General features: G+C 39.2%; 19 protein-coding genes and 2 pseudogenes. 9 read left to right on the top strand and 12 right to left on the bottom strand.

Features of this window, described 5'->3' with window-relative positions; translation table 11 throughout:
* Positions 1-619 precede the first annotated feature (619 nt).
* The 3 genes and pseudogenes from H5088_RS04450 to H5088_RS04440 all read left to right on the top strand — a co-directional run bounded on the left by H5088_RS04450 (position 620) and on the right by H5088_RS04440 (position 2,666).
* Positions 620-1,234 carry a trimeric intracellular cation channel family protein gene (locus tag H5088_RS04450; protein ID WP_002957915.1) on the top strand — a complete coding sequence of 205 codons (615 nt, stop codon included), beginning with the start codon at positions 620-622 and terminating at the stop codon, positions 1,232-1,234.
* A 34-nt stretch (positions 1,235-1,268) separates the two neighbouring features.
* A pseudogene (locus H5088_RS04445) lies at positions 1,269-1,928 on the top strand (magnesium chelatase domain-containing protein); the annotation flags it as partial.
* Positions 1,929-1,967: 39 nt separating this feature from the next.
* Positions 1,968-2,666 carry an endonuclease gene (locus tag H5088_RS04440; protein WP_182752268.1) on the top strand — a complete coding sequence of 233 codons (699 nt, stop codon included), beginning with the start codon at positions 1,968-1,970 and terminating at the stop codon, positions 2,664-2,666.
* 259 nt (positions 2,667-2,925) lie between these two features.
* On the opposite strand, the gene H5088_RS04435 is transcribed toward H5088_RS04440, so the two are convergent.
* The 5 genes from H5088_RS04435 to H5088_RS04415 form a co-directional block, all read right to left on the bottom strand.
* Positions 2,926-3,795 (bottom strand): hypothetical protein, encoded by an 870-nt coding sequence (locus H5088_RS04435; protein WP_182752267.1) that lies wholly within the window; start codon positions 3,793-3,795, stop codon positions 2,926-2,928.
* 105 nt (positions 3,796-3,900) lie between these two features.
* Positions 3,901-4,467 (bottom strand): recombinase family protein, encoded by a 567-nt coding sequence (locus H5088_RS04430; RefSeq protein WP_182752266.1) that lies wholly within the window; start codon positions 4,465-4,467, stop codon positions 3,901-3,903.
* Positions 4,468-4,659: 192 nt separating this feature from the next.
* The gene (locus tag H5088_RS04425) at positions 4,660-5,838 is read right to left on the bottom strand and encodes an MrcB family domain-containing protein (RefSeq protein WP_182752265.1); all 1,179 of its coding nucleotides are present in this window, start codon (positions 5,836-5,838) and stop codon (positions 4,660-4,662) included.
* Positions 5,839-6,017: 179 nt separating this feature from the next.
* The gene (locus H5088_RS04420; RefSeq protein ID WP_182752264.1) at positions 6,018-6,431 is read right to left on the bottom strand and encodes a peptidoglycan-binding protein; all 414 of its coding nucleotides are present in this window, start codon (positions 6,429-6,431) and stop codon (positions 6,018-6,020) included.
* Positions 6,432-6,572: 141 nt separating this feature from the next.
* Positions 6,573-8,105, bottom strand: a complete 1,533-nt coding sequence (locus tag H5088_RS04415; RefSeq protein WP_182752263.1) for a recombinase family protein — start codon at positions 8,103-8,105, stop codon at positions 6,573-6,575.
* 41 nt (positions 8,106-8,146) lie between these two features.
* Between H5088_RS04415 and H5088_RS04410 the strand changes: the two are divergent.
* Positions 8,147-9,025: pseudogene (locus tag H5088_RS04410) on the top strand (YifB family Mg chelatase-like AAA ATPase); the annotation flags it as partial.
* Here the strand turns inward: H5088_RS04410 and H5088_RS04405 are convergent.
* Together H5088_RS04405 and H5088_RS04400 are read right to left on the bottom strand one after the other, a co-directional pair.
* Positions 9,022-9,726 carry a response regulator transcription factor gene (locus H5088_RS04405; protein WP_002957913.1) on the bottom strand — a complete coding sequence of 235 codons (705 nt, stop codon included), beginning with the start codon at positions 9,724-9,726 and terminating at the stop codon, positions 9,022-9,024. The pseudogene H5088_RS04410 and the gene H5088_RS04405 overlap by 4 nt on opposite strands.
* Before the next feature lie 217 nt (positions 9,727-9,943).
* A complete protein-coding gene (locus tag H5088_RS04400; protein WP_182752262.1) occupies positions 9,944-12,439 on the bottom strand; it encodes a S9 family peptidase in 2,496 nt (831 codons plus the stop codon).
* Positions 12,440-12,523: 84 nt separating this feature from the next.
* Between H5088_RS04400 and H5088_RS04395 the strand changes: the two genes are divergently transcribed.
* Positions 12,524-13,600 carry a hemolysin family protein gene (locus H5088_RS04395; RefSeq protein WP_002957910.1) on the top strand — a complete coding sequence of 359 codons (1,077 nt, stop codon included), beginning with the start codon at positions 12,524-12,526 and terminating at the stop codon, positions 13,598-13,600.
* 32 nt (positions 13,601-13,632) lie between these two features.
* On the opposite strand, the gene H5088_RS04390 is transcribed toward H5088_RS04395, so the two are convergent.
* A complete protein-coding gene (locus H5088_RS04390) occupies positions 13,633-14,844 on the bottom strand; it encodes an EAL domain-containing protein (protein ID WP_182747911.1) in 1,212 nt (403 codons plus the stop codon).
* A gap of 166 nt (positions 14,845-15,010) precedes the next feature.
* Between H5088_RS04390 and H5088_RS04385 the strand changes: the two genes are divergently transcribed.
* Positions 15,011-16,027, top strand: coding sequence for a metalloprotease (locus tag H5088_RS04385; RefSeq protein ID WP_182752261.1), 1,017 nt, complete (start codon positions 15,011-15,013; stop codon positions 16,025-16,027).
* A 55-nt stretch (positions 16,028-16,082) separates the two neighbouring features.
* Here the strand turns inward: H5088_RS04385 and H5088_RS04380 are convergent, their stop codons facing one another.
* A complete protein-coding gene (locus H5088_RS04380) occupies positions 16,083-17,393 on the bottom strand; it encodes a short-chain fatty acid transporter (protein WP_182752260.1) in 1,311 nt (436 codons plus the stop codon).
* A gap of 169 nt (positions 17,394-17,562) precedes the next feature.
* On the opposite strand from H5088_RS04380, the gene H5088_RS04375 reads away from it, so the two are divergent.
* Both H5088_RS04375 and H5088_RS04370 read left to right on the top strand, forming a co-directional pair.
* Positions 17,563-18,630: a potassium channel family protein gene (locus H5088_RS04375; RefSeq protein ID WP_024597278.1), complete on the top strand. Its 1,068-nt coding sequence runs from the start codon at positions 17,563-17,565 to the stop codon at positions 18,628-18,630.
* Positions 18,630-18,827: a PLDc N-terminal domain-containing protein gene (locus H5088_RS04370; protein ID WP_182675765.1), complete on the top strand. Its 198-nt coding sequence runs from the start codon at positions 18,630-18,632 to the stop codon at positions 18,825-18,827. Before H5088_RS04375 ends, H5088_RS04370 begins: the two co-directional genes overlap by 1 nt.
* 36 nt (positions 18,828-18,863) lie before the next feature.
* On the opposite strand, the gene H5088_RS04365 is transcribed toward H5088_RS04370, so the two are convergent.
* A complete protein-coding gene (locus H5088_RS04365) occupies positions 18,864-19,898 on the bottom strand; it encodes a cytosolic protein (RefSeq protein WP_182752259.1) in 1,035 nt (344 codons plus the stop codon).
* A gap of 69 nt (positions 19,899-19,967) precedes the next feature.
* Positions 19,968-20,426, bottom strand: a complete 459-nt coding sequence (locus H5088_RS04360) for an EVE domain-containing protein (RefSeq protein ID WP_182693725.1) — start codon at positions 20,424-20,426, stop codon at positions 19,968-19,970.
* A gap of 77 nt (positions 20,427-20,503) precedes the next feature.
* On the opposite strand from H5088_RS04360, the gene tesB reads away from it, so the two are divergent.
* A complete protein-coding gene (gene tesB / locus H5088_RS04355) occupies positions 20,504-21,361 on the top strand; it encodes an acyl-CoA thioesterase II (protein WP_002957902.1) in 858 nt (285 codons plus the stop codon).
* Between the two features lie 20 nt (positions 21,362-21,381).
* Here tesB and plsB read toward each other — a convergent pair whose 3' ends face one another.
* Positions 21,382-23,820, bottom strand: a complete 2,439-nt coding sequence (gene plsB, locus H5088_RS04350) for a glycerol-3-phosphate 1-O-acyltransferase PlsB (RefSeq protein ID WP_182752258.1) — start codon at positions 23,818-23,820, stop codon at positions 21,382-21,384.
* Positions 23,821-23,846: the final 26 nt, after the last annotated feature.

Genomic DNA, 23,846 nt, shown 5'->3' with positions numbered 1-23,846 from the left:
CGCTTAAAGCGTGTTTTTTTATGTCTAAAATTTGGTGTGTATATTGTGGCTCATAACCCGAAGGTCGTCGGTTCACCTTTTATAAGTTCAGGCTCCCGCAACCACTGAAATAAATAAGAATGAAATGGCACGCTTAAAGCGTGTTTTTTTATGTCTAAAATTTAGTGTGTATATTGTGGCTCATAATCCGAAGGTCGTCGGTTCACCTTTTATAAGTTCAGGCTCCCGCAACCACTGAAATAAATAAGAATGAAACGGCACGCTTAAAGCGTGTTTTTTTATGTCTAAAATTTGGTGTGTATATTGTGGCTCATAACCCGAAGGTCGTCGGTTCACCTTTTATAAGTTCAGGCTCCCGCAACCACTGAAATAAATAAGAATGAAACGACACGCTTAAAGCGTGTTTTTTTATGTCTAAAATTTGATGAGTGTGGTGATTTAGCTTATAGGATAAAGATCATCTTCACTGCATGAGGCATTCACTTCTCATAAGCGCAAGCTCCCGCCCCCCTGAGATACACTTTAAAATGTTATAAACTTCTTAAAATAAATCGTTATTACTTAAAACCTTGTTTGGTTTGTGTTAAAACGGCACAAATATTTTTAGGTTGTTACAAATATGACTGAACTTTACCACTGGTTTGATTTAATAGGCATTGCGGTGTTTGCTGTATCGGGCACTTTGCTAGCGTATGAGAAAAAAATGGATGGCTTTGGGGTCGTAGTTTTAGCGACAGTAACTGCTATTGGTGGTGGTACAGTGCGAGATCTAATTTTAGATGTTCCAGTGTTTTGGTTACACGATCAAAGTTACTTTTTTGCCATACTCGCTTCAGTATTTGTTACAACACGCCTTATAAATAAACAAAAGCCGATACCTCATTATATTTTACAAACAGCGGACGCGTTTGGGTTAGCTTTTTTTGCAGTAATGGGGGCGCAAAAAGCACAGCTTGTTGGTATGCCCGATATGACTGCGGTAATTATGGCTGTAATTACAGGCTGCTTTGGTGGATTAATTCGAGATGTGCTTGCACGCGAGATCCCTATGCTATTAAAGGGTGAGCTTTACGCTATTACCTGTATAGCTGGTGGTACTGTTTATACGCTTGGCATTAGTTTTTCGTTAGCAACCGAAATGGCGATGGTATTAGGAATGTTAATGACCTTATTACTTCGTTTAGCCGCTATAAAATGGCAAATCACATTACACGTTTTTAAATATCCTGACTAAACTGGTGTAATCACACCATTTACTAGGATAAGGAATGTCGTTAGCTCGTATATTTTCTCGTGCTCAAGTGGGCATAAATGCCCCTGAAGTTATTGTAGAGGTTCACCTAGGAAATGGTTTACCCGCTTTTCATATTGTAGGCCTGCCCGAAGCGTCTGTTAAAGAGTCGAAAGACAGGGTACGTAGCGCACTCGAAAACTCACAATTTGGTTTTCCCGATCAACGAATAACCGTAAATTTAGCCCCAGCCGACTTACCAAAAGATGGTGGGCGGTTTGATCTGGCTATTGCGGTGGGTATTTTAGTCGCCTCTGGGCAAATAGTGTGTCCTGATATTCATAAGTACGAGTTTTATGGTGAGCTTGCTCTTAATGGTGAAGTGCGTGGTGTAAACGCTATTTTACCTTCGGTACTTGCTGCTAAAGAAGAAGATCGCTGCTGCTTTTTACCTCTTGCAAACGACAGCCTAGCAAGCCTAGTTAATGGCGTTAAACGCAAAGCCGTAAGCTCTATTCAAGAAGTATGGGGCGACCTACTTAATCAACAACCCTTGCCATTAAATATAGAGTACCCCGACTGCACGCAAGCCCCTGACTTTTTGCTCGATTTAAGCGATGTTAAAGGTCAGCCCGGTGCAAAGCGAGTATTAGAAATAGCCGCAGCTGGCGGGCATAATTTACTAATTGAATGTCCTAATAGACCCATAAATTAATGTAACCTTCAGAGGCCTCTAATGAAGCTTATTTGTCTTTTATTCTTTACAGCTTTCGCGTGTTTAACTCATGGGGGTGATATCCCAAACTCATGGTCTAAAGCTAAGCAAATAGTCAGAGATAAGGTGTATTTTGACCATAAGATAACTAAGTATTGCGGCTGTTCTTATGAGCCTAAAGGAGTTAGTGGGGGAGTTATTGATACTACTTCATGTGGTTACAATGGTTCTGGAATGAAGTATCAAAATGCTATAAATGTTCTTGATTGGGAGCATGTTGTGCCCGCCTCTTTGACACCAGCTAAGGAAATGAATTGTTGGGTTAATGGTAGTCGTAATATATGCGAAAGGACTTCTAAAGAGGCTAAAGCTATCATTTTTGACCTTCATAACCTCGTACCATCAATAGGGCAAACTAATCGAATCAGGTCTAACTCAAGGTATGGGATTATCGAAGGGGAAGAGCAAAAGCTAGGTTTATGTGATTTTGAATGGTCTAAAGGTATTACTGAACCGTCGGAACGAATTCGAGGTGAATTGGCTAGAGTGTGGTTGTATATGAGTTATAGACACAATGTCGTTATGCCTGAAGGTGAGCGCCTAATGTTTCTTAGATGGTCTCTTAGTGACCCTCCTGATGAGTGGGAATATACTAGGAATGCTAGGATTAAGGAGCTTCAAGGTAACTCTAATATATTCATCGATATGTTTAAATATTAGTTTAATTGAGCAGTAAATCGTGACGAGTGACGTTAATAGCCTAGCGAGCATTCATTAGATAAGTGATTACTTAGTGTTTGTTCGTGTTAGCTGTTAACACCTGAAGAGGCATCTTATACAACACTATACGAGTTTATACTGTAAGCTTATCGAGCATAAGTTTGAATATAATCAGGTTTACTGCATGGTTCGGAAATCCCTGTAGGCCTTTTATATAAAGACCTGCAGAGGAATTCTTATGTATAACTATAGGATAGGCTCAGAACCCTATATCTACCCATAAAGCCCTTCTCTTTTCTTTAGAGAGTCTAATTTTATCGCTAGGTAATGTGAAGTCGTAGTCAATCATCTCACTGCTTGAGCTGGTTCCGTACTGGGTTAACAGTCCAATAGCAACTGTCCCGCCTACCGTAAAGAATGCATCATAGACTTCATTGGCGAGCTTATCTGCATGTTGGTCGTCTTTGATTATATGTGTTACGGGATAACCAAGTCGCTTCAACTCTTTTGATAAAGTTGTAGGGATATTAACTCCTCTAGATTGAAATTTAGGAAGTGAATCAGACTTTTTCTGTGGTAATAAACAGAACTCTGCTGCTAGTAGAGGCAGGTTATATAGTGCTCGACATATAGTCTTAAAGTTATCATCAGATATTTCCTCTCCTTTTAATACAGATTGGTTAGACGTATAAGGGAAGGGAATATTAGAGTGTTCTCTATTGAGTTCTGCAGGTGCAATCATTAGGTTGGAGTATGTCAGTTTGCCTACGAGACCGTCCTTTCCTTTAATTGGGTCTATATGACATAAATGATAGTCATAAGTTTTAGATACATTTTCTCCGTCACTATTAAAACCACAGGCTTTGCGATAAAACTTCCATAAGTGCAATAGACCCCGTAACTCATTAGTGTTGGCTGGTATCGAATTAGTGCATTGGCGCTGGAAAGCTCTTCGTAGCCACTGACCAAAAGAGCTACTAAAGAATTTATAGTCTATTGTATTGGAATGGCAGTCTTGGCATATCTTAATGGTAGAGCGGCGTTGCTTACCTGTAATTGGATTGGTTGTGAGGGCTTTTACCCTGCGTTTACCGCACTCTTTACAAGTAACAACCTGTTGTTTTGACATTAATATGATTCCTTAATTGTCTTTATGTTTGATGCACAAATGAATTAGCGAACGATTCAAACTTACGTATCGCTGTGCTGATATGGTGATTTTTGAGGAAATGAGCTATTTGCTATTCTTAGACTCTTTTATAATGCGGCTTACTGAGCTTACTGCAATATTGTGCTTTGAGGCTGTTTTACGTACTGAAAGGCCGTTGTTGATGTCTCTCATTATCTCTTGTCTATCTATGCTCGCGCTACGACCTTTATAAAGACCTTTCTGCTTTGCTGCTTCAATACCTTCACGCTGTCGCTCTAATATGAGTTCACGTTCAAATTGAGCGACTGCACCCAGCATGGTAAGCATTAAGTTATTTATTGAGTTTTCACCACCAGCGGAAAAGGTTAAGTTTTCCTTTATAAACCTGATGCTTACACCTTTTTCTTTTAGGCTTTCAACAATCTCTAAGAGGTCTTTCGTATTGCGAGCTAGTCTATCCATAGAGTGAACAACAACTTCGTCACCCTCACGAACATGCTCTAGCATAGCGTTAAGTTGAGGGCGCTCGGTGCTCTTTGCTGAGGCTTTCTCAATGAATTCCTTGTCATAGCTTACATTCACAAGTTGTCTGTCAGTGGATTGCTGAGAGGACGAGACACGAATGTATGCGACTGTTTGATGCTTACTCATTATGAGTGTGTTCCTTTATAAGTCTAAGACCCTTAAATGATATCGTACCGATAATCATAAATCAACTTTAATGAGAACGGTTTTATGCTCTTTTGAGTGTACTCATTTAGTATACCCAAACAGGTGCGATTCTAAGTTTAGTCTGTTTGGGTTTTAGGGGGTTAAATAGAGGTCAATGAGCCTATAGTCTAATTAAGAGTTTAGTTTTAAGTTGTAGGACTCAATTTGAATAGAAAATAATTGGTTATTATAGTATTCAACAGGATTCTTAATGATTTCTATGCGAGAGGCTCCTCTTGCAGTCACGTCGTAGACTAAATAAATATAATAAGAATCCCCATACTTTTTGGCAGCTTGCCATTCATTTGAGGTAATAGTAAGGCTGTTTATGATAGAGGTTGAGCTAGCTTTAACTTCTATTCTCATTTTCTCACCATTTTCATTGTAAGAGGATATATCCCAGCCAGGTCTATTTTTTTCAGCCTCTTCATGGACTATTTTATCTAAAAGCTCAGGGTGATTAGATAGTTTATTTTTCTCAAAAGCTAAAACAATTTTCTCACCCATATCTCCAACCGCTTTTGCGTCCTTAGACCTTCTTTTGCCATTAAAGGAGGACTTTGAGGGGGTGTTACTCGTTACTTTTTTAGGTGCACGTATCGAGAAGTTAGTTGCTGCTGGTATGTTGAGCTCAGTATTGAGTGGTGAGTTTTCAATTGTTCTCCCAAGTAATGACTCTACGCTAGGAACTAAGGGGTCAACAGCTATCCTTTGGTAAAGCTCAAGGAATAAACCGTAATCCTCAAGCAATGATGACCCTTCCAGTTTGTCTATATCATATGAAAGGCTGTAAATGGAAGCTTGTTCATATCCTTTCTGGAGTTTATGTTTTGAAGTAGGGGGGAGGGTTGATAAATCAGAAGGTTCTCTGTTGAGTTTGGTTATGAATTCCTGGTGTGGGAAATCATTACAAATACTAGTGGTGGCTTCTTGCATCATTAGAGCTGCATCTCTCATTATTTTATAGGTGTTCTTATTTACACCATAAAACTTCGTAAATTGACCTGTAGCAAAGCCGAGCTCGAGTACAATCTTTTTCATGTCAATAGAGAATAGAAATACTAAATAGTACCCTTCCTCTGCCCTGGTTGTAATTCTTTCATCAAAGGTGGCAAACCACGGCCCAGCAGTTATATTTCCTTGCCCTCCTGAAGAGGCAACCAATAGGTGCTTTTTACCTTCATTAAGAGGGCGTAAGGATTTTGGGAGGGTGTCATGGATAAGTTTGTATGCTTTATTTTTACTGTCTTCCTTGGTAAGTGCATAGTATGACGGCCATAATTCAGATAACTCTTTGATTAAATTTAGCAAAACGGTTCCTTTTGTTAAGACTCATTTCAGTACAATAAATAAAAAATGAGTAACTCAATACTACGATTTAAGTTTAGATAAGTATACGACGCAATCGCTAAGTCTATCTAGTACCCCGACACCTCCCCCCTGAGGTTGCGTTAGTTTAATAAATTCCGCTTTACTTAATCTAACCAATACTAATTATTTGCTTTAACTAGCTTCATCAATAAGCTATGTGTCGCAAAGCCATCGATGAAGAGGTTATTATCGGCTTGAAACTTTTTAATAGCTGAAATCGTATCTTTCCCAAGAATACCATCGACTTTTCCTGCCTTGTAACCTAGCGCATTTAGTTGAACTTGAATGCCGTGAACTAGACCATCTCTTTCTTTATTCTTTTCAGTTGGTAAATAAGATGTAGTTTTGCTTTTTGATGAATAAACTTTGCTTTGAGGTTTGTAGCTTGATGCCTTGGAAGTCCCATGGCAATGATATCCAGCCTTTTTACTGTTATGGCAACCAGATGCGTTTGTTCTCCCGCTAGTCGCCTGTGCAGATTGAACTGAAAGGTAGCTGAGACTTATTAGTAGTAAGATAGTCCATTTCTTCATGTGAATTCCTTATAATTTAAAATTAAATCTCGTAGTGTATTACACTAACTAGGTGGCGGTTACCATCGACCTATAAGGCTGATACTAGTCTGCTTATTAGGGTATTGGCATAGATAAAAACTCTCGTAAATGGATGGGCGGCTAAGTATCTACCTTAAAACTCATTCCATTACCTGATGTCCATACCTCCGTGTCCTCATTATAGCTCAAGTGTATATCGTCATCGTCATTCACCAAGATATCAATGGACTTCTTATGAGGATATAGCACTATAGTCTTGAGTTGCCTCTTAAGGTGCTGGTGGAGCTTTAGTCGTTCAGATTGCTCGTTTATGTTCCCTGTGAGTTCAGTAAGGTCTACAGGCTCATCATTTACAGCCTTAGCTGCTTGTATGTCGGCTAGCTCTCGACTTACCTCACTAATGCGGCTTTCTTTGTTACGAATGGCTTTACTAATGTATGTGCTAAAGCCATTCTCATCGATGTCTTGAATTAGTTCATCTATTTGCTTTTGTAGTGTTATCAATTCACCTTCTAGACTCATGGTCTTAGCGGCGTCCTCAGGCTTTTTAGCATAAGGTGTAAGCAGTTTTTGTAGTGCTATAAGGATAACCCATTGGGTGTAGTAATAACGGTGACTGGTGTACTTACAGCCTCCACCATATCTCGCGAGGCTACACACTAAGTAGTAACCACCCTTGGGTGAACTCCCTTTATTTACAAATTGAACAGATGAGCCACACTCGCATGATATAAAACCCGAGAAGATATTCCTTGTTAAACCCTTTTTAATTGAACCTGTGCTACCTATTCGCCTGCTTTTAATGCCTGCTTGGGATTTATACCATAAGCTCTCATCTATTATGGCAGGGTAATAGTCTTTGATGACCTCTCCTGTAGGTTCACGTTTACCTAGAGAGTTGTTTATGTGGGGATGGTATTCGCCAAGAGCAATGCGACCATTGAGTATTTTAGTTATATAAGATGGGTGCCATTTGCTTGCTCTAGAGCTAATAGGGAGAATGCCCTCATCATTTAACTTTCTGACAATAGCAGCTTTTCCGTAACCCTCAGCTGACAGTAGGAATATGTACTTAACTACAACAGCTTTTTCCATTGAGATTAGTATATCTTTTTTATCATCGCTGTAGTGTAGCCAAGCGGGTAGAGGTGACCCCATTAACTCTGTGGCAGCTCTTTTCTGTTTCTTGTGCCATGCATCGCCTACACGTTTACTCTTTGTAGCAGACTCCTCATGAGCGCGACTCATGGATACAAGCGATATCATAAGGGCTTGCATATTCATCTCACCCTTTTTATACACTTGCCTATCCATTAGCGTGACGACTGTTATACCGAGGTCAACAATAGTCATAAGGAGCATAAGTGAGGTTTCAACAGGTTGGCGGCTCATGCGGTCAAAGCTCTCAATGAGTAAATAGCTGCCTTGCTCTATCGCGCCTTCTTTTACTGCCTCTATAAACTTACCTAACTCGCCATCTGAGGAGTTCTTACCTTTATAGCCACTAACACCTAAGTCTCTAAATGAGAGACTCTGAAGGGCTAATCTATTACTATTTGCGTATTCTTCTGCGCTTTCTAGTTGGCGTTTAAGACTTCTTCCTTCGATTTGTCCTTTGGTACTGAAGCGAATGTAACTATATGCTTTATTCATAAATCTTGATTTTCTGCAGTTGAATACTTGTGGGTCTATTAGGGTATTATAACCTATTTTTAGGCCCTCCAGGTACTGGTAAATCAATGCTGGCCCAGCGAATGGCTACAATTATGCCTACTATGTCGGACGATGAAGCTATTTCGACTGCTGCGCTTTACTCTATTATTGGGCAATCTATAGATTTAACTAATTGGCGACAGCGACCATTTCGTAACCCGCATCATACGTGCTCAGCGGTTGCTTTGGTGGGGGGCTCTTCAAATCCCAAGCCTGGTGAAATTTCGCTGGCACATAACGGTGTGCTTTTCTTAGACGAATTACCAGAGTTTGAGCGTAAGGTACTTGATTCACTGCGTGAGCCGATGGAGACTGGTACGGTTACTATTTCACGTGCAGCTAGGCAAATGGAGTTCCCAGCGCAGTTTCAGCTTATAACCGCATTAAACCCAAGTCCAACAGGGAGCCATACTGATAAGCGAGCAACTCCCGATCAAGTTATGCGTTATTTATCGCGCGTATCGGGGCCTTTTATTGACCGTATTGATTTGCAAATAGAACTACCTCGTTTAACGAGTGTTGAGCTACAAAGTACCAAACCAGAGGAAACCAGTGCTGAGGTTAGAGCAAGAGTTGAGGCTGCTTATTATGTGCAGCTAAAACGCCAAGGTAAGGTTAATGCGAGACTTAATAATAAAGAAATGAGTGTGCACTGTGAACTTGCGCCTGCAGAGTTGCAATTTTTAGCTAGAGCAAGCGAGAAGTTGTCTTTATCGCCACGCTCTTACCATAGAGTAATTAAGGTGGCGCGTACAATTAGTGATTTAAAAGGCGCTGAAAACATTAGTTTAAATGAGCTAAAAGAAGCACTTAATTACCGCGCATTTGAGCGCCTTATTGCGCAATTAACTAAGTATTAAATAGAAAGCATATAGCCTTTACCGCGTACGGTAACGATGCGTTTTTGATCTTTTTCGTCATTTAATTTTTTACGTAAACGACCAATAAGCACATCAACAGTACGATCGTTTGGGCTCCAATCGGGCTGGCCTATTTCTTCTGATATTTTTTCACGGGATGTGGCTTTACCTGCATTACTAATTAAGCAAATAAGCACTTTATGTTCGGCTTCAGTTAAGCGTGACTCAACGCCCGCAGCAGTAATTAATGTGCGGTTATCAGGATGAAGCTTAAAGTCAGCATATTCTATAAACTCTTCGCTTTCGTCGTCTTCTAGGTTAACGGCAACACGCTTATAGAGTGCGCGCATGCGAAGCTCTAACTCAAGTAAATCGACGGGCTTACAAATATAGTCATCAGCGCCTTGTGCAAGGCCTGCAATACGATCGGCTTGGGAGTCACGACTCGATAATACAATAACGCCAATATCGGTCAGTGTGTTTAATTCTTTTGCGAGCTGAAGCCCGTCGCGCTTTGGTAAGACAATGTCAATTATGGCTAATGATATAGCACCGCGCAGGTTTACCCGCTGCCTTACAATGTTAAGTGCATCAGCGCCAGTGGGGTCTACCTCTATTGTAAATTCGGTATCTGCAAAGTGATTTTGGATGCGTTTAACGAGTAGTTCATCGTCTTCAACCAATAAAACATTAATAGCCATAGTACTTTATTTTGAATGCTTATAGCTCTGTATGGTAGCACCATTAGGTAAATGCTGAGAAGGGGGGTTTATTAGTTTTAAGTAACTTAATATTTCAAAGGTGTATAAGACGTTATTAGAGGATGAGGTTAGCACCTTTAGACTAATTAAAAGGTGCTAAATAATTAATTCTACTATTAATAAATCTGTATTAAGTCGTTATTTTAAAGGTTCAGGCTCAGTCATTTTTATACATCGAGTCCCACCATTGAGGCTCGTTTTTTAGCTTTTTATCAAAGTATGCGAGCATAGTGTTCCACCAATCAAATCGTTTATCGCGTGCAAAAATTTGATGGTCGGCGCCTTTGTATTCGATTAACTCTACGTCCTTATTAAGCAGTTTAAGTGCAGTGTACATTGTTAAGCTTTCGCCAACAGGTACATTGGTATCGCTATCACCATGAAGAAGTAGCATAGGTGTTGTTACTTTGTCGGCATGAAATACAGGGCTATGTTGGCTGTAAAGCTCAGGGTTATTCCACGGGAAGCTATTTTTTGATGCTTCGCCAGAATATAAGTAGCCCCACCAACCTTCACCCCAATACGAGGTAATATTAGAAATACCCGCATGAGCTATTGAAGCACTAAATATATCGGTTTTAGTTGCCAATAACATGGTCATGAAGCCACCGTACGATGCCCCTAAGTTACCTACTTTTTTACTATCAACATAGTTGTATTTATTTAAAAAGGCTTGTGTGCCTTCGATAATATCATCTGCGGTGTAGTCGCCCCAGGCATTAACATGCTGCGCTGAAAACTTTTGTCCAAACCCTGTTGCGCCAGTAGGTTGCACTACATAAACAACGTAGCCATTTTCTGCCCATAAGTTAAACGGATAACGACCTGTAAAACCACGCGTAACTGGTGAAGTGCCGCCGTAGTAATACACGAGCGCCGGGTGCTTTTTAGTTTTATCTAAATTGCTAGGAATATAAACGCGGCCAGTTATTTCAACCCCATGTTTATTTTTAAAATTAAACTCTTCTAATGTAGGGAGTCGTATATTTGCATAGCTACTTGGTTTTGAATCCCATATTAAATCTGTTTTATTTTTACTGACGTTAAGGCGCTTTAGCTGTTGTGGCGCTAAAGCGTTAGTGCCACTTAATAAAATATCGGTATTGCGGTCGTGTGAGTAACTAAATTGTTCAACAATATCCAATCCTGTATTTAACTTTTTAAAGCGCTGTTTACTTAAATCAAATAGGTAAAGTGGTTGAGTGTCTTGCTCTGTTACTTTAATGAGCGCATCGCTGTTTTCTAAAACGTGCAGTTGGCCAATAGCGGGGTCGAATTGTTTACTGAGTGCTTTTACGTTTTTACCGCCTTCAGTAAGTAGGTAAAGTTGCCCGTCGTAGTTATTAGCGAGCATAGCTTTTGGTAATGCTCTGCCTGCGCCATTTTTAAAGTCCGGGCCTGCAACTACATAAATATCTTTATTTGCGTATTTGGCTAAATTAAACGTTTTGAATTTACCAAGCGATGAAAGCTTGTTTGATTTTAAATCGAGTTCAACAAGCTCTGTTTCAGGGTGGGTTGATGCCTGCATTGCCATTACTGGGCGGCTCATTAATACTTTGCCACGGTTACTATTTGAATCTTCAAGGCTGTAAGAAAGAGGACCTTGGCTAAGTGCTTTTGTTAAACCACTTTTAGTATCAAGCATATAAATTTGGCTGGTGGTACGTGCATACGACCAGCGATCTTGCAGACCTTTATAGTGCTTGGTTAAGCTGTTAGTGCTCTCAGGTGATTTAGACCAGCTAAACAAAAGACTGGTGTCGTTATAAAAGGTAAAGCCATTAGCTCCTTCTAAATCGTTTGCTAATGTTTTTATTGAGAGGTTTTTACGGTTAAGTTGTTTAAGCTCACCATTTAACAAATACACTAAATATTGGTTATCTGGACTCCAAATAATGTTACTTGGTTGGCCTGCTTCAAAGCGATAGAGCGTTTGATTGTCTGAATCTTTAAGTACAGTAACTGTATTTGCTTGATTTTGTGTTTTATCGCTATAAGTGCGAGTGGTAGTAACGTACTGCTTGGCATTAGGTGCGAGTGATAATTGGCTAATGGTAGGAGCATCAAACAGTTGTTTTGCAGATAAACGTTTTATGTGTGAAGTGCTGAGCGTAATTTTATCAATGTCGCTCTTTGGAGCAAAATCAAGCGTTACATCGTGCCAATTAGCTACTTGCTGGGCTACTATTAAAACAGTGTGAGTACTGTTATTTAAAGCTAACTTATAGCTATTTTTATCGCCTGTTTGTAGTTCGCCATTAATAAATAACTGCCCTTGCTCAATCCCTTTTAAGGTAAGCGTACCTTGCGTAAAGCGGGGTGTTTCAATATTAAATTTTAGTGCCTGTAACCCACCTAAAGTGAGCGCATTGATTTTATTAAACGGTTGCCAGTTTTGTTTTTTCCCAAATACAGAAAAACTATCTGTGTCTGCTTGTAGTTGTGGCAATAGGTTGTTAATAATCGCACTGCCATGAGGTGTCTGAAAAGGCTTTAACTGCATATCTTCGGCAAGTGGGCCGATAAACTGAATTTTTGATTTATCCAATGGTGCCGCTATTGCAGCAAAGCTTAAGCTGCTAAGCGTTAAAAGAGCTGCTGCGTACTTAAATAGCTTATTTTGATGACACCATGGTGCGCTAAATTTCATTATTATGCCTATTATTATTGGAAGTTTGGCCAAATATAGCATGTATTGTTACCATGCTCACATATCCAATATAGAGGAGAGAAAGTGACTTTACTGATAGTTTATATGGTAGTGGCGATTGTTATTTCGTTTTTATGTTCTGTGATGGAGGCTGTGTTATTAAGTATTTCGCCCAGCTATGTTGCATCACTTAGAAAAAAACACCCTGAGCTTGCTAAACAGCTCGAAAAGCTTAAAAACAATATAGATCAGCCTTTAGCTGCTATTTTAACTTTAAATACAGTTGCCCATACTGCAGGTGCAGCGGGAGTTGGCGCACAAGCGGCTGTCGTTTTTTCCGATGCGGCTGTAGGTATTGCATCAGCCATTATGACATTTCTCGTATTAATTCTTTCTGAAATTATACCTAAAACCTTGGGGGCTAATTACTGGCGAGCTTTAACCCCAAGTGTTACCTACGCTTTGCGGTTTTTAGTTATATCGCTAAAGCCTTTTGTATGGTTTGCACAAAAGCTAACAAATTTAATGGGTCCAAAGCACGATGAGGCTTACTATATTCGTCAAGAGATAGAGGCAATGGCAGATATAGGCACGGAGTCGGGAGCATTACATCAAGATGAATCTGATATTATCCGTAATTTGTTGCATTTTAAGCATGCAAAATTATGTGATTTAATGACGCCGCGAACTGTTATTTTCAAAATCCATAAAGATTTAACAGTTAATCAGTATTTAAATGAACATGGATCGTCATCGTTTTCTAGAGTGTTGGTATTTGATAAAGATGCCGATGATATCGTTGGGTTTGTGCATAAAAACGATATTATGCTGGCATTTCACCGCTTAGGCACCGATTACAAAATTAGCAAATTGATTAAGCCTATTTATACCGTACCAACTTCTCAGAACGTATCGTCGTTACTGCAAACACTTTTAACAAAGCGCACTCATATATGCTTAGTTGTTGATGAGTACGGTGACGTGCAGGGTATTGTAACGTTAGAGGATATGATTGAAGCTTTAATGGGGTTAGAGATTGTAGATGAGCGTGACCAATCTACTAATATGCGCGCAGTAGCAAGGCAGCGTTGGCACAAACGTTTAGCAAGCAGTGCGCATATAGTCAGTGAAGAAGATAAACACACTCGGGGTGATAATTAGTTAACCAGCCCCGATTAAATATTAATACCGCTTTAAGCGGGGCTGCCATCAGTTTTTAGCCAATCTTTAGCCCAAGATATAAATTCGTCTTGTGGTTTAGGGCGGCTAAATAAAAAACCTTGTATGGCTAGTTTTCTTCTATAATGCCTTAAATAAACGAGCTCTTCTGGTCGTTCAACACCTTCTGCTACTAAGTCTAAATTATCTTTACTCGTAATATTAAATAACGAACTTACGACCACTTGAGAAAATAAATCTGTTTCTATATGGCTAATAAGTGAACGGTCTATTTTAATTTCAGTAAAAGGAAGATTTCGAAGCTGATTCATATTAGTAAAACCAACACCAAAATCGTCTAGCGATATACCAAAGCCATGCATTCTTAATCTGTTTACTGTTTCTAATTGCATGAGGCTTGAGAGTGCATGTTGTTCTGTTATTTCTATAATTATATTACTAGGTGTGAGTTGGTTTAGTTCTAAAATAAGTAGTAATTTATTAGGGCAGTTTAGGTCATCGAGCTGGGTTGGCGATAAGTTAAAGGCCATTTTAAAATCATGACCTAGTTGTGCTGTCATATTTTTGAATTCGCTGGTGGCCTTTTCAAAAAGAGAAAATGTAATTTGATTAATTAAGTTGTGTTGTTCGGCAGTATTTATAAAACGGCAAGGTAAAATAATATTGTCGTCTTTACTTGATAAAATACGCGCTAACACTTCAACGCTTTCAATTTTATTGTTATCCGCGTTTATTTTTGGTTGGTAAAAAGGCGTTATTTCATCGTTTTTTAATGCATCAATAAGCTCATCTTTTGAAATGGCTGGCTCTTTTAATAAAGTGTGGCTGTTTAATTGCGCCACTTTAGTAAGTAACCTACTAACCTGAGACAGTTGCACTGGCTTTGAAATATTACCAATGAGGTGCGCGTTATGTTGTTTCGCGAGATTGGCAGCTAAGCTAATAACTTTATGGTCCATTTCAGAAACAATTATTATACCGCCTTGATAATGTAGCTCTCCTAAGTGGCGGATTAATTCCATGCCGTCCATTTCGGGCATATTGAGATCAGTAAAAATAGCATCAAAGTAGTTGATATCTTCTTTAACTTTTTCAAGCGCTTCTTTTGCATTCAGGTACGTAGTTATAGTGTTAGACATACCCAATTCGTTAAGTATAGCTTCCATAACGATCAAAATTGCTTTTGAATCGTCAACAACTAAAATATTAGGCACTATCTTCTTCACTGTTATCCCTTTCAATGTATCGCTTGGAGTTACTATAAAAGTAGTAGTGTTTTTTTATTTTGTCAGTATCAAATGCTTTTATTTTGAAAATAGTTACCTAGCACCTTCCTTCGTGTTTTTAAGCTGATTAGGTATACTAGCGCCATTATTTTAAACGGTCTTAATTATGATAAGAATAGATCTTACTTTAGCCGAGCAACCATTTTCGCTTATGGTGTCTGGGCAAAAAATTGTGCAGGTATTTCATGCGCAACAAGCCATTACCTTTGATAACCCTCGTGAAAACTACTATCAGTTTACTTACGATACCAAAAAAATAGGTATCGATACGGGGGCAGTCGAAGAGCAAAGCATTTCGCTCTTTGTAGATGATCAATTTGCAACACAACTTGCGTTGCCAGCACCTACAAATGGGTCACCTAAAAAAGGCTTTTTAGGGCTAGCTGCATTAGGTTTTAAGCTTTTTAAAAGCGCTAAGGTAATTAAAGTAGTGCTTGCAGGGGCTTCTGTTGCAGGCTATGCGTGGTTATTTAGTATTGAATTTGCACTAATGCTAATTGGCTGCTTAGTCGTACACGAGTACGGCCATGTGCGAGCAATGAAATACTTTGGCATAAAAACCAAAGGTATTTACTTAATCCCGTTTGTTGGAGGGCTTGCTGTAAGTGACGATAAAATAACGACTCGTTGGCAAGATGTCGTTATATCACTGATGGGGCCTGCATTTGGTTTAATTACCTCGGTACTGGGTGTCGTTTTATATTACGCCACCGAGATGGAAATATTTGCAGGTGTGGCGGTTCTTAGTGCGTTATTAAATTTATTTAACTTGTTACCTATTTTACCGCTTGATGGCGGGCATGTATTAAAAAGTATTAGCTTTTCAATGCGTTCATGGATTGGTTTAAGCGTATGCTTATTAGGCGTACTATTTGGCTTATGGCTGAGCTACACCTTTGGCTTAATGTTACTGGTATTCTTTTTGTTTGTAGGTGCGCTGGAAATTGTATTTGAATGGCGAGGCCGTCACTACTCACACTTAGTGCCGCTAGATAAATATGGCCAAGGCTTTTCAGCGGTAATGTATGCAGTTGTAGTCGCTGGGCATGTAGCTGTAATGATGCACTTTGCCGATTCGGAAAATCCAATATTGAGCCTGCCGATGACTATTTTATCGAGCTAGTATTTATCGTTCTAGGTAAAAGCGGGCTGTAATATTGGTTACAGCCCGTTAAAAATTAATAAAAGCTCAATACCAGCGATATAAAAACCCCAGTTACAAATAGCTGCACAACACAAAACCCCATAATATCTTTTGCTCTTAAGCCTGCGATAGCAAGGACTGGTAATGCCCAAAAAGGTTGAATTAGGTTAGTCCACGCATCACCCCACGCAACAGCCATTGCAACGCGAGATATATCGGCCCCTAGCTCTTGTGCTGCAGGTATTACAATAGGTGCTTGTACAGCCCATTGGCCACCGCCAGAGGGTACAAACATATTAACGAGTCCTGCACTTAAAAAACTCAAAAATGGCAAGCTATCAGCATCTGCAACGGCAATAAAGCCACGTGATATCTGTTGTGCTAATCCGCTATCAACCATTACCGCCATGATGCCGGCATAAAAAGGAAATTGAATAACAATGCCAGCCCCGCTTGGAATTGCTTGTTGCAGACTGTTAAGTAAATTATGGGGTGTTTGATGCAGCGTAATAGCTAAAAACAAAAATACGGCAATAACGCTATTAAGGTTTAAGTTTCCGCCAGTAATAAAGAAGTAATAGCCTAAATATGCCAAACCTAATAAGCCAATTGTCATACCGAGTAGTTTACTTTGTTCCAAATGTTGGGCAGGTCTGGTTATTGTTGTGGGCTTAGGTGTTGTCTCTTGTAAAAGAGCTGGGTCGATATATACGCTTTCTTGCTCGCTTGGCAGCATATAGCGATTAACGAGCGGCATAATAATGAATAAACCAACTAATATGGCTATATTAAAGCCCGCAAATAAAGTGTGCTCTGTACTCATAATACCAATGCTGGCCTCTGAAAAGTGACCATCGGTTGCGATAGTTAAAGGAATCGAACCCGCTAATCCGCCATGCCATACAACAAAACCTGAGTAAGCGCTGGCTACTAATAATCGATAATCAACACGAGTATGTTTAGCAATTGCTTTGGCAAAAAGGGCACCAATAACTAAACCAAATCCCCAATTTATCCAGCTCGCTAAAAGCGAAATAAGCGTTACCAATATAATTGCTTTAGGTGCTGTATTTGCGAGTGTTGCTAGTTTTTCTAATAACTTACTTATAGGTGGCGTACTTGCCAACATATAGCCTGTAATTAACACTAGTAGCATTTGCATCGCAAAACTTAATAAGTTCCAAAACCCACCTCCCCACGCTTGTAATACTTCAATGTTAGTTGCGGTTGTAAATAAGCTCGCACTGACAAGGGTAATTATTGTAAGTAAAATTACAAATATAAAAGGGTCGGGAAGATAGCGCTCTACAATTTTAGTAAAAGGGCGGGCTATTTTATTAAGCATAAGCACAACTGTTTTGGTTATTATTTTAACGCTAATTAATCATGAAAAATCACCATTGGCAAACAGCATTTAGTCTAATATTTGCGGTTAAAAGCTTAAACATTGCTTAAAAGCATCGCTTACAGTAACGTACTGTTTATAGATAATTTACTAACGAAGACTTTGTATTATGCCGGTGATATTTAAAAGGCTAGCGTTACTTGTTCGTGCTCATATAGATCAGTTGAGTTGGCAAGCAGTGGCATTAGCTATTTTGACTCATATGCTATTAACATGGAGCTTACTATTTATAGCGAATGAGAAAGCGTTAACCTCGCTTACTACCTTTTTTTACTATTACACAGTAACAACATCAACAGTGGGATATGGTGACTTTAGTCCAACTACTGATCTTGGTCGTTGGGTGGTTGCATTAATACAAATTCCATTTGGTTTAGCTTTATTTGGTGTTTTGCTAGGAAAAGCAGGACAAACTGTTACTTACTTAATTAGGCGCGCTATGACTGGTGATAAAAACTTTGCCCACAGTAACCACCATATTATTATTTTTGGTTGGCACGACACTCGTACAAAAAAGATGATTGATTACATTTTGGCAGATACGAAACGTACTGACCGTCGTATTTTACTCGCGGTAACAGAGCAAATGGATCATCCTTTTTTAGCTAACGAAAGCGTTGATTTTGCACGTTTAACGAGCTTTACTAATTTAGCTGAGCTAGAGCGGGTAGCTATTCGTAGTGCTGATAAGGTGATTATTGATGGTCAAGATGACGATCAGACATTTACAACAGCCCTGCGCATAAGTCGCTTAGTAAAAGATGATTGTCATATAAGTGCTCACTTTTTGGATGAAACCAAAGTTGAGATGATGTTAGAGCATTGCCAAAATGTAGAGTGTAGTAGTGCAAAATCAGCTGAGATACTCGTACGCTCAATGCAAGATCCAGGTTCGAGCCGTGTGCAAGAGGAGCTGCTATCTACTTTGCATGGTGATACACAATTTAGTTTGAAAATACCAAGCGGCTGCAAAGATATGGAGTTTGGTACTTTGTTTCATCATTTTAAGCTTGAGCATGATGCAATACTGTTGGGTGTTGCTCATAATTTAAGTGCGCAAAATATGGATTTAAATCCACCATTAGATTACAAAGTAAGTGAAGGCGATATTCTGCACTATATATCGGTAGATCGAGTATTAAGTAGTGAAGTAGACTGGTCGAGCCTAGAAAAATAATGAATGAAGTTGTATTTTTAATTGTTGTTTTAAGTGCTTATATATTACCTGTCGTTATTGTACTCAACAGTAAGCGTACACAGGGTCATGAAAAGAATGGCTGGCTAATGGGAATAATTATATTTTCTTGGTTAGGGTTAATGATGTACTTTGCCATTGTGCCCAAGTATGGGCACAAAAAGAAAAAGGTTAAATAGAGTAGTTGGCCTTTACAGCCGCTTTTACTGGCGTAATTACTCTTCTAGTTGCTTAATTTTATGCTCAATTAAAGGATCGTCAGGTACAAGTTGTTGAGCAACTTCTAATAACTGAATGGCATCATTAGGATGCTCATCTTGATGCTTGAGGGCAACATCTATTAATGGCTGAATATCAATTTTTGCCTGATGTTCCTGTACGTGAACTTCTTTTTCATCAATCAAAATATTATGAGCTTTGCTTAATAGTGTTTGACGGTGAGCTGAGTTTACATTCGCTTTATTAAGGCTTTTGTAATAATCCTCTTTAAAGCGTAAGGTTTTAGTTTGCATACGAAATTGCGCAATATCAATTTGCTGATGCTGGATAAAATCGACGGCTACTTGCTTATAAAATCCAAACTTATTCAAATATTTGGCATGTGTGCCATGTCCCATACCAAATACTCGTAAGTGAGTTAACTGCTTATAGCGCTTAGCGTGCATTCGGTCTATACGATTAGTAGGATCGTAAATAATATAGCCTTGGGCATCTCCTAAATCTAGATCGTGATAATCTTGCTGCCAATCAAACTGCTGAGCTATATCGGTACTAGAGCGGTCATCCCACGGTACTAATTCTTTATTTTTAGTACTTACCGGATGGAAGAACAACACCTGATTTAGCTTTAATAGTTTAGCAAAAGCGCCAACAGCAAATCCGCCACGACTTAAACCATAGCCAAGTCGACAATTAAACGGCGTAAGTAATGTTGATAATTGCTCGAGAAAAAAGATTAAATTACGATTACGAAACCAATTACTTTTACCCAAATGCTGAAAAGCGATTACGTTTACGTTTTGTTTTTGAGCTAAGTGATAACCCCATGGTGCAAAATCAGGATGAAGATCTTGCTCTTGCACGTTAGTGCCAGCTGGGGAAAAGGTAAAAAGCAGGGGTTTATTAACGTCAACAAAATCATACTTAACAAATACATCGCCGAGTAAATCACTACCCGTCATGGGTAATCGAGTTTGTTGCTCATTGTGCGGGAGAGTTAACCATTCATCTAACCAATACAGTAATTTCATTAATCCTCCAGCTATAAGTCAATATAGATCATATCAAACTCAATGAAATTAGGTCAAACCGATAGGGTATTACTGCGCCATTTTGATTATTACATCCCAGTCATTTTTAGTAACAGGCATTATTGATAGTCGTCCGCCCTTTTTAAGTGCAATTTCAGTAATATTGTCATTGGCTTTAATATCTTTAAGGCTAATTAATTTTTTTAAATGGCTTTGATAAGTAACCTCAACAACCACCCAACGTGGTTTATCGCTGGTGGCTTTTGCATCGTAATAGTCGCTGCTTAAATCAAATTGAGTGGGGTCTGGGTAGGCTTCTTTGGTAACCTCGGCAATGCCGGCTACGCCCACGTGTTTGCAGCTTGAATGATAAATCATGACTGAATCGCCGACTTTGACGTCGTCACGCATAAAATTTCGTGCTTGGTAATTACGCACACCTTCCCAAAGAGTCGTTTGTTTTGGTGCATTTTTTAAGTCATCTAATGAAAACGCATCGGGTTCAGTTTTAAATAGCCAGTAAGCCATAACAGTATTCCTAACAAATATTTACTTCCCACTATTGTATAGTATCATTTGGACACTAGGGTAATGAGGAAGAAATAATGAGCCAAGTATTAGATGATTTATTGTCGTTGTTAACACTTGAAGAAATTGAGCAAGGTTTATATCGAGGACAAAGCCAAGATTTAGGCTTTGGTGCTGTATTTGGTGGTCAAGTAATGGGGCAGGCGCTTTCTGCTGCCAAAGAAACTCTACCTGAAGGGCGAATAGTTCATTCATTACACTCTTACTTTTTACGCCCAGGCGATCCGGCTAAACCCATTGTTTATGACGTTGAAACTATTCGTGATGGTAAGAGCTTTAGTACGCGCCGAGTCAAAGCAATTCAGTACGGTAAACCTATTTTTTATATGACCGCGTCATTCCAAGGTGAAGAAAATGGGTTATCGCATCAAGCGACAATGCCTGATGTTCCCGCACCTGAAGAATTACGTTCATCGCTTGAGTTTTACCAAGATAACGCTTCGCATATCCCAGAGGTTATCCGTAATAAGTTTACCCGTGAAATGCCAATTGAAATGCGACCGGTTACTTTTCATAACCCGTTTAAACCAGAAGTTATGGAGCCGGTAAAGCATATTTGGTTTAAAGCTAATGGTGAAATGCCGGACGATCAGCGTATCCATAATTACTTATTAGCGTATGCGTCTGATTTTGAGTTTTTACCGACTGCATTGCAACCTCATGGTGTATCGTTTATGCAGCCAAATATGCAAGTAGCTACTATTGATCATGCAATGTGGTTTCATCGTCCATTTAGAATGGATGATTGGATTTTGTATTCAATTGATAGTCCAAGTGCGAGTAATGGGTGTGGTTTGGTACGGGGGCAGTTTTTTGATCGCCAAGGCAACTTGGTTGCCTCAACAATGCAAGAAGGGGTTATGCGTCAACGCTAACCCCTTCTGTAAATGCATTGCTAGTTACACTGATCTTGAACTATATCGCTGATTGACTGCCAGACGCGTGCTGGCAGTAATGTTTTAAGGTGTGCGTAGGTTTCACATAGTTGTGTGCTACCTACTAAGCCCTTATCACCCTCTGTTATTAATGACTCACCACGTAAGTTTTCGATAAAACTAACAAGTACTTTTTTGTCAAAAAACTCAGGTGTTTTTATGCCGTGCAGTGTACCTAAACGTTGTGCGAGTACTTGGCTTTCTCTTTCAAGTTCTGCTTTTTCAATGCCATCACTTGTTTGAATAAAACCAATTACAATAGCGTAACGTTGTAGAGTAAAGCTAAGTGCTCGTCCAAGCATTTCAAGCTTAGCTAGGCAGTCATTACTGTTCGTTATATGAATGTTATCGCCATCAAACTCAATTAAATTTTGATCAGCAAAGTTAGCTAAAATACGCGTTATGTAGTTTTCATCAAGAGGCTGTAAATACCATTCTTTAGCAAATAGCGGATAAAATGTTTTTACAAGTTGTTGGCATTGAGCAATCGTAGTGCTGTGTTGTTTAAATAGATGTAGTGCAATTAAGCTTGGTACTGCAAACAAGTGCAAAATATTGTTTCGGTAGTAATTAAACAGTACTTTTTCTTTATCGCTAATCGTAATAATTTCGCCAAACTCATCACTGATAACTTCAAACTTATTAAGCTTTAATGCATGCGTTAGTAATTGCTCTGGAGTTTCGTCTGGTGTAGTTACTTTGTTACTGTAGCTTGCATCACGCTGTAAGCGCAGATAAAAATCAAGCTGAGCTAATAGCTTTGGTTTACTCAATGCTTGTTTATCGTTAACCAGCAATATCATCGCTAGTAAGTTAACCGCATTAAGCGCCGCTGCATTATTAATTTTAACCATTACTTGGTCGGCAAGTTTAGTTACTTGTGGTGCTAACCATTGTGGCTTTTGCACGTCAGTTGGGTGTATTGAATCACGCCAATCAGGTTGGTTATCGTTTAAGTATTGGTTAATAGAGATTGGATCGCCAAAGTTTAAGTTACCACGACCGTAGTTTTTAAGGTTTTTGATTGCCTTAAAAATACCAAATATAGATTCGCCTTTTTTATCTTTACCATCCAGCTCTTTAAGGTAGGTGTTAATTTCCATGACGTGCTCGTAGCCAATGTACACAGGAACAATAGATATTGGTCTGTCTATTCCGCGTAGCATTGCTTGTAATGTCATAGATAGCATACCCGTTTTAGGCGGAAGTAAGCGTCCAGTCCGGCTTCGACCGCCCTCCGTGTAAAACTTAACAGAGTAACCTTTAATAAACAGTTGGCTTAAATACTCTTTGAATATGGCAGAATAAAGTTTATTACCTGCAAATGAACGGCGAATAAAAAACGCACCAGAGCGTCTAAATATGCCTCCGGCAGGGAAAAAGTTAAGATTTATACCAGCAGCTATATGCGGAGGTACTAAACCCAAATGATAAATAGAGTAAGTAAGCAGTAAGTAATCCATATGGCTGCGATGACAAGGCATATAAATTATTTCATGTCCTTTATCTGTTAGTTCATGAATTTGTTCGGCGTGTTTAATATCAATACCATTATAAAGCTTATTCCATAACCAAGTTAAAAACCTTTCGGCCACACGTATCATTGCTTCAGAGTAATTAGCGGCTATTTCATCAAGTAGCTTAAGTGCATTTTGACGAGCTTCTATTTGGCTAATGTTTTTAGCGTTAGCTTCATCTTGAATTGCTTTTTTTATAGTAGGTGACGCTAATAATGAATTAAATAGTTGCTCACGAGATGGCATTTTAGGGCCTGTAGCAGCTAGCTTTTGGCGCTTAAAGTGAACACGCGCTACGCGTAATAATTTATGAGGTAACTCACTTACGTCGGCTTTTTCATTGACTAAAAGTGATAAGTCGAGTGGTTGGCTAAAGCGAATAAAGTTATCGCGCCCTGAAAATAACACCACAAAAAACTTTCTAAACCAGCTTGGAGTAAGAGAGTGTGTAATTAAAGTACGTAGTCCTGGCTTTTCTTTACCTGGATCGCGCCCCCATAAAATAGTAACAGGCACCACTTGTACGTTTTGCTGACCGCTTTTTATTAAGTACTCAATAATTTGCTTGCCTTGGGCTAAAGCATTGGTTGGTTTTGCTTCATCACCAAATAACGGTGGAGGATTTTTAATACCAATAAAACGGTCTAAATTTTGGGTCCCTAGCACTTGCTCTTCTGTTGGGCTAGGTAGGCCATTCTTTTTACAAACATGCGCCAGCGCGGCTAAATCAAAACGTGAATTTAAACGCACTATGTAAAATGTAGGGTACTCAGGGTTTAGATCATACTGTTTAATAGGATTTTCTGGCAGCACTTTGCTTTTCACTAATAAGCGGCTAAATCCAGCAGACATAACATTTAAACAATAATTAAAAATACGCATCGACTCACCATATTGAGAGTATTAAG

Source organism: Pseudoalteromonas sp. SR43-3, assembly GCF_014163875.1.
GTDB lineage: Bacteria > Pseudomonadota > Gammaproteobacteria > Enterobacterales > Alteromonadaceae > Pseudoalteromonas > Pseudoalteromonas distincta.
This window is presented reverse-complemented; position numbering and strand designations above follow the sequence as displayed.